Below are 6,106 nucleotides of genomic sequence, written 5' to 3' on the forward strand. Positions count from 1 at the left end.
TCAGGGCCGCGCCTGACTGAGAAACTGCGCGGACATATAGCCGACGCGGCCGTCGGAATCGCGAATGTTGATCCAGGCGTCATCGGTCGGACCCAGGACTTCGACCGCCGCCCCTTGCGAAAGCGACCCGATCACCCGGTCGCCGGTCGAGGGACCGGCGCGGAAATTCACCCGGTTGCCCGTGACATAGAAGACCGGCTCCTGCGTGCCGGGCGGGGCCTGCGCCGGATCCTGTGGTGTCCGTCCCGCATATTCGGGCGAAGGTTGCAGCGGCGGGCCGGGAAATTCCTGCACCTTCTGCGGGGTCTGCGCGGCTGCCTCGACGACCTCGGGGGCGCGCCGGGGAGCGGGATCCCTGCGCGCCTCGGCCCGAGGATCGGGCTTTTCGGGCGCGATTGCCCGGGGCTGCGGCCCGTCGCGCCCCGCACGCAGATCGCCCGAACCAAAGACCAGCATGACCAGATACAGCCCGATCAGCGTCACCACCAAGAACACACCAAGTCTGACCATATCTCTACCCTGTTTCCGGATGACCTCTTGCGCGGCCCCGATAAACGATCCGCCACCCGAACGCCCGATTCGAGGCGCCCGTTCCCATTTTTGCCGATCCGCAGAGCCGGCGAAGGGCGCAACCCCGCCCCGCGGGCGGCAAGCGTTCCGCGATTCACCGCATCCTGCCGTCATGGAACGTTCGTGCCGGGTTGCAAGGGGCGGGGCCGCAAGGGGCGGGGGCGCAAGGGGCGGGGCCGCAAGGGATCGTGAACGCCGTCGCTCTCAGCATTTGCGGACCGGCCTGCTATGGTTGCGGAAGCCGCGTCGATGGGACGGTCCTGATTCCGCTTACGGCGTCGAGATGAAAAGGAAATGTTCCGGATGCGACGATTGCTTTTGCTGTTTGTGCTGATGCCCGGCGTGGCGCTGGCGAATTCGCCGCGCGTGGTCGGAATCGAGGCCATGAGCCAGGACGGAACGTGGCGGTTCGATGTCGCGGTCGAACATGCCGACGAAGGCTGGGACCATTATGCCGATGCGTGGCAGATCCTTGGCGCGGACGATACCGTTCTGGGAACGCGGGAACTGGTCCATCCGCATGTGGATGAACAGCCCTTCACCCGCTCGCTGAGCGGGGTAAACCTGCCGCAAGACCTGACACAGGTGCGGATCCGCGCCCATGACAGCGTCCATGGCTGGGGCGAGGCGGTGACCTTCGATCTGCCCGATCAGCCTTGAGATGAGGTGCCGCGGGCCGGGCTTTCCGCGCCCGTTTCCTGCGCTTTTCGTCTGGACCGGCAGCGCGGCTCGGCCTATCCATCCGTCATGTCCGACGAAGTGCCGAACGATCCCGACCAGAACCTTCAGGCCGAACCGCTCAGCCGGGCGATCGGCGAACGCTATCTGACCTACGCGCTGTCCACGATCATGAACCGCGCGCTGCCCGATGCGCGCGACGGACTGAAGCCGGTGCATCGCCGCATTCTCTATGCGATGCGCGAACTCAGGCTGGCGCCCAACGGTGCCTTCCGAAAATCGGCCAAGATCACCGGCGACGTGATGGGCAATTACCACCCCCACGGCGATGCGGCGATCTACGACGCCATGGCGCGGCTGGCCCAGGATTTCGCCATGCGCTATCCTTTGGTGGACGGACAGGGCAATTTCGGCAATATCGACGGCGACAACCCGGCCGCCGCGCGCTATACCGAGGCGCGGCTGGCGCAGGCCTCCGAGGCGCTGATGGACGGGCTGGCCGAGAACAGCGTCGATTTTCGCGCCAATTACGACGGCACCCTGACCGAACCGGTCGTGCTGCCGGCGGCCTTTCCAAACCTGCTGGCCAATGGCGCATCCGGTATCGCCGTCGGCATGGCCACGAATATCCCGCCGCACAACCTGCATGAACTGATCGATGCCTGCCTGCACCTGATCAAGACGCCCGAGGCGCGCGACGACACGCTGGCGGGCATCGTGCAGGGCCCGGATTTCCCGACCGGCGGGGTGATCGTGGAAAGCCGCGAATCGATCGCCGAAACCTATCGCACCGGCCGCGGCGCCTTTCGCGTCCGCGCCAAGTGGGAGCAGGAGGATCTGGGCCGCGGCCAATGGCAGGTGGTCGTCACCGAAATCCCCTATCAGGTCCAGAAATCCCGTCTGATCGAACGTCTGGCCGACCTGATCCAGACCAGGAAGATCCCGATTCTTGCCGATGTCCGCGACGAATCCGCCGAGGATATCCGCATCGTGCTGGAACCCAGGACCCGGGCCGTCGATCCCGAACAGATGATGGCCGCCCTGTTCCGCGTCAGCGATCTGGAGATTCGTTTCAGCCTGAACATGAACGTCCTGATCGATGGCCGCGTGCCCAGGGTCTGCTCGCTGAAAGAGGTTCTGCGCGCCTTTCTGGATCATCGCCGCGAGGTGCTGATCCGGCGCGCGAATTTCCGTCTGGACCGGATCGCGGCGCGGCTGGAGGTGCTGGAAGGCTATCTGGTCGCCTATCTTAACCTTGACCGGGTGATCGAGATCATCCGCTACGAGGAAGATCCGAAACGCAAGCTGATGCAGGAGGATTGGAGCGGCGGCGACAGCGTTTCCGGAATTTTTCTGAACGAGGTGCAGGTCGAGGCGATCCTGAACATGCGGCTGCGCGCCCTGCGCAAGCTGGAAGAGATCGAGCTTCGCGCCGAACGCGACAGCCTGCTGGCCGAACGCGAGGAATTGCAGACGATGCTGGGCGATGAGGCCGCGCAATGGGCGCGCATCGCCGATCAGATGAAGGAGGTGCGCAACCTCTTCGGCAAGTCCAGTCCCGACGGTCAGCGACGGACGCTGATCACCGATGCGGTCGAGGCCCCGCCGATCGACATGGAGGCGATGATCGAGCGCGAGCCGCTGACCGTGATCCTGTCCAGAATGGGCTGGATCCGCGCCATGAAGGGCCATCAGCCGCTGGATGCCGAACTGAAGTTCCGCGACGGCGACGGACCGGCGATGGCGCTTCATGCCGAGACGACCGACAAGCTGATGGTCTTTGCCTCGAACGGTCGTTTCTACACGCTGCCCGCCAACGCGCTGCCCGGCGGGCGCGGCATGGGCGAGCCGCTGCGCCTGATGGTGGATCTGCCCAATGAGGCCGAAGTGATCGCGATGTTCCCCTGGCGCGAGGGGCGGAAATATCTGGTCGCTTCGAAAGCCGGGAACGGTTTCATCGTCGATGCCGCCGACATTCTGGCCCAGACCAAGACCGGCAAGCAGGTGCTGAACGGCGACGCGCTGCTGTGCAAGCCGGTCGGCGGCGATCATGTCGCGGTGGTCGGCACGAACCGCAAGATGCTGGTCTTTCCGCTGGCCGATCTGCCGGAAATGTCGCGCGGCAAGGGCGTCCGCCTGCAGCGGTTCGGCAACGGCGGCGGGCTGGTGGCCGCCGATACGCTGTCCGACGCGACCTTCGTCACGCTTTCCGAAGGGCTGAGCTGGTCGATGACGGGCGGCAAGACCCGGACCGAAAGCGATCTCGGCGATTGGCTGGGCAAGCGCGCCGGCGCCGGGCGCATGGCCCCCCGCGGCTTTCCCCGCAATCACAAGTTCGACTGAGTCGCGGTCCGGCCGACCTCTGCGGCGCCGGTCAGCGCTTCCGGACCCATTTCCAGCCCGTGATCATCGGGCGGACCAGATCCTCGTTCTTCCACAATCGGTAGAACAGGATCATCGCCACGTGCAGAAACAGCAGGATCAGCACGATGCTGCCGCCGAGGCTGTGCCAGCCGACCGCCTTTCGCGACAGCCATCCCGGCACGTCCCCGGCCAGCGGACCGACATTCACGAAATCCTCGGGGTCCGAAATCAATCCCGTTCCGACCTGCCAGATCAGCGCAAGAAGCATGGCGATGACAGACAGCGCGCCCAGCGGATTATGCCCGAACCAATGACTGGGGGAGCGATCCAGGACGTGGCGCAGATAGCCCGCCACGGCCGAGGGTCCGCGCAGGAAGGTGCCAAAGCGCGCCGGCGCCGGACCCACAAAGCCCCAGATGATGCGAAAGACCAGCAACGCGACGATCGCGTATCCCAGCGAAAAATGCAGTGTCATCACGTTCGGGCCGAACTGGCCCAGAAGCCAGTTCACGACCACCAGCAGCGCCAGTGTCCAGTGATAGAATCGCAGCGCGGGATCCCAGACCCGAATCTTGCGCGCCTCGCGGGACCGGCCCATTACTTCTTGCGGAAGCTGTCGTGACAATCCTTGCAGGCGCCGCCCAGCTTTTGCAGGACCGGGCCGATATTGGCCTGTCCGCCCTTCACCGCCTCCGAGGCGCCGCTCGCGGCCTCTCCGAGGGCGGCATAGGACATGGCGAAGTCTTCGGGCTTTTCCCAGATCGCCGGCAGCGCGTCGGATCCCTCCATCTCGCCATTGGCGGTGCCCTCGATGAAAAGCGGCGGAATGTCGTATTTCGTCAGTGCCTCGATATTGGCGGCGGCTTTCGAGGCCGCGGCCTCGTCATAGTCGATCTCGCCCTTTGCCATCGCGGCCAGGGGCGCCATGTTCAGTGACAGCAGCTTCATATAGCCCTGTCGCCCCTGGAGAACGTCTTCCTCCTGCTCGGCATGGGCGGCAAGGGGCAGGGCGGCTGTGACGGCGATGGCCGCGATGGTCAAGAATTTCATGGCTGTTTCCCTGTTGAAATATCTGGCCTTCGTGGCGCCGATACTGGCAGAGGGCCGGAGCCGGATCAATTCTCATCGCGAATCGATCACGGGATTGCGATGGCCCGCCAGGCGTCTTTCCGCGCCGGTCGCGCAGCACGGGTCAGGTATAGAGCGGTGTGGCGCCGGCCTCGGCATGGATGCCGTTCACGGCCTCGCGCGACAGGCCCATGGCCTGGGCCAGATCACGCAGATAGCGGGCCTCGTCTTCATTGTCGAAATCGATGGCCAGCAGGGACATCAGATAGACCTGTGCCTCCAGCCCTTTGGGCACTTCGCCTGCAAGCGCCCTGGCATCGACCGGCGCGGCCATCTGTTCGCGGATGAACTGCCGTTCGTCGTCGTCGAGGCTGTCGCCCAGATGTCCCAGCAGTCGTTGCTTTTCGGCATCGTCGATGCGGCCATCGGATTTGGCGGCCTGGATCATCGCCCGCAGCATCAGCCCCGCCACGGCGTTCTGTTCCGGAGTGGGCGCGATCTCGGGTTCGTCATCGCGGATCACCGCATCGTTGAACAATTCGCCGAAGCTCGCGTCGTTTTGCGGCTGCGAATCCTTGCGCGCAAGCCCGCCGGCCGCGGCGCCGCCGGCGGCGCCGCCCAGCAGTCCGCCCAGCAGGTCGCCCAGACCGCCGCCGCTGCCACCGCGAGGGGCGTCGCCCGTTCTGCCGGCGCCCGAAAGCTGGCCCAGCAACCCGCCCAGCCCGCTGCCCGACGCGGACCCGCCCGCGCCAAGTCCGTCCAGCAAACCGCCCAGGCCCCCGCGGGCGCCGCCCGACCCGCGACCGCCATAGGCCTGGCCCGTCCCCGCCTGACTGCCCGAACGGCCGCCCAGGACCTGGCCCAGCCGGTCGCGCAGATTGCCCTGGCCCTGTCCATCGAGATTGTTGCCGAACAGGTCGTCCAGCAGCCCGCCGCCCCGACCATCCGCGCGACCACGCTGCGAGGATCCGGACTGATTGCGCATCACCGCGCCGATTCCCTTGGCCAGCATGACTCCGGCGGCGACGCGGGCAAGTGTTTTCATCAGGCTCATGACGTGGTCCTTTCGGCTGGGGCCGCCCGGCCGGGCGGCGCGTCAGCACGCGAACCCGCATCCGGCCCGACCGGTTCCCGGCGTCACGACAATCTTGCGTCGGGCGGGGCGGCTTTTGCCTTGGAAATGCAGGCTTGCGGAGGCTTGATTTTTCCGGGGCCGGCTTATACATCGCGGCGCACGTCAATTCGGGGCCATCTCATGCCACGCCCCGCGATCAGGAGGCCCTAGATGGCAAAGGCAAAGTTTGAACGGACGAAACCGCACGTCAATATCGGGACGATCGGCCATGTTGACCACGGCAAGACGACCTTGACGGCGGCGATCACGAAATATTTCGGCGATTTCCGCGCCTATGACCAGATCGACGGC

7 protein-coding genes are annotated in these 6,106 nt (G+C 65.6%); 3 read left to right on the forward strand and 4 right to left on the reverse strand.

What is annotated here, in order from left to right; all coding sequences use genetic code 11:
* The gene (locus AC13CR_RS16870; protein ID WP_446232237.1) at positions 1–510 is read right to left on the reverse strand and encodes an SH3 domain-containing protein; all 510 of its coding nucleotides are present in this window, start codon (positions 508–510) and stop codon (positions 1–3) included.
* 363 nt (positions 511–873) lie between these two features.
* Here AC13CR_RS16870 and AC13CR_RS16875 point away from each other — a divergent pair, with 363 nt between their 5' ends.
* Positions 874–1,230 (forward strand): hypothetical protein, encoded by a 357-nt coding sequence (locus tag AC13CR_RS16875; RefSeq protein WP_292954226.1) that lies wholly within the window; start codon positions 874–876, stop codon positions 1,228–1,230.
* Between the two features lie 87 nt (positions 1,231–1,317).
* Positions 1,318–3,591: a DNA topoisomerase IV subunit A gene (gene parC / locus AC13CR_RS16880; protein ID WP_482900704.1), complete on the forward strand. Its 2,274-nt coding sequence runs from the start codon at positions 1,318–1,320 to the stop codon at positions 3,589–3,591.
* A gap of 31 nt (positions 3,592–3,622) precedes the next feature.
* On the opposite strand, the gene AC13CR_RS16885 is transcribed toward parC, so the two are convergent.
* From AC13CR_RS16885 to AC13CR_RS16895, 3 genes are all read right to left on the reverse strand, one after another.
* A complete protein-coding gene (locus AC13CR_RS16885) occupies positions 3,623–4,210 on the reverse strand; it encodes a cytochrome b/b6 domain-containing protein (protein WP_482900705.1) in 588 nt (195 codons plus the stop codon).
* Complete coding sequence (locus tag AC13CR_RS16890; RefSeq protein WP_292954217.1) at positions 4,210–4,662, reverse strand: c-type cytochrome; 453 nt, start codon at positions 4,660–4,662, stop codon at positions 4,210–4,212. The genes AC13CR_RS16885 and AC13CR_RS16890 overlap by 1 nt, the downstream gene beginning before the upstream one ends.
* Positions 4,663–4,804: 142 nt before the next feature.
* Positions 4,805–5,734, reverse strand: a complete 930-nt coding sequence (locus tag AC13CR_RS16895; RefSeq protein WP_292978175.1) for a tellurite resistance TerB family protein — start codon at positions 5,732–5,734, stop codon at positions 4,805–4,807.
* 231 nt (positions 5,735–5,965) lie between these two features.
* Between AC13CR_RS16895 and AC13CR_RS16900 the strand changes: the two genes are divergently transcribed.
* Positions 5,966–6,106 (forward strand): GTP-binding protein (locus AC13CR_RS16900; protein ID WP_446205187.1); only part of this gene is annotated, 141 nt, incomplete at its 3' end.

The sequence above is a fragment of the Paracoccus sp. L-17 genome (assembly GCF_056857655.1).

Excerpts from the sequence above, each read along its gene's own strand:
- AC13CR_RS16870 (WP_446232237.1), bottom strand. The coding sequence starts at position 510 with ATGGTCAGACTTGGTGTGTTCTTGGTGGTGACGCTGATCGGGCTGTAT.
- AC13CR_RS16875 (WP_292954226.1), top strand. The coding sequence starts at position 874 with ATGCGACGATTGCTTTTGCTGTTTGTGCTGATGCCCGGCGTGGCGCTG.
- parC (WP_482900704.1), top strand. The coding sequence starts at position 1,318 with ATGTCCGACGAAGTGCCGAACGATCCCGACCAGAACCTTCAGGCCGAA.
- AC13CR_RS16885 (WP_482900705.1), bottom strand. The coding sequence starts at position 4,210 with ATGGGCCGGTCCCGCGAGGCGCGCAAGATTCGGGTCTGGGATCCCGCG.
- AC13CR_RS16890 (WP_292954217.1), bottom strand. The coding sequence starts at position 4,662 with ATGAAATTCTTGACCATCGCGGCCATCGCCGTCACAGCCGCCCTGCCC.
- AC13CR_RS16895 (WP_292978175.1), bottom strand. The coding sequence starts at position 5,734 with ATGAGCCTGATGAAAACACTTGCCCGCGTCGCCGCCGGAGTCATGCTG.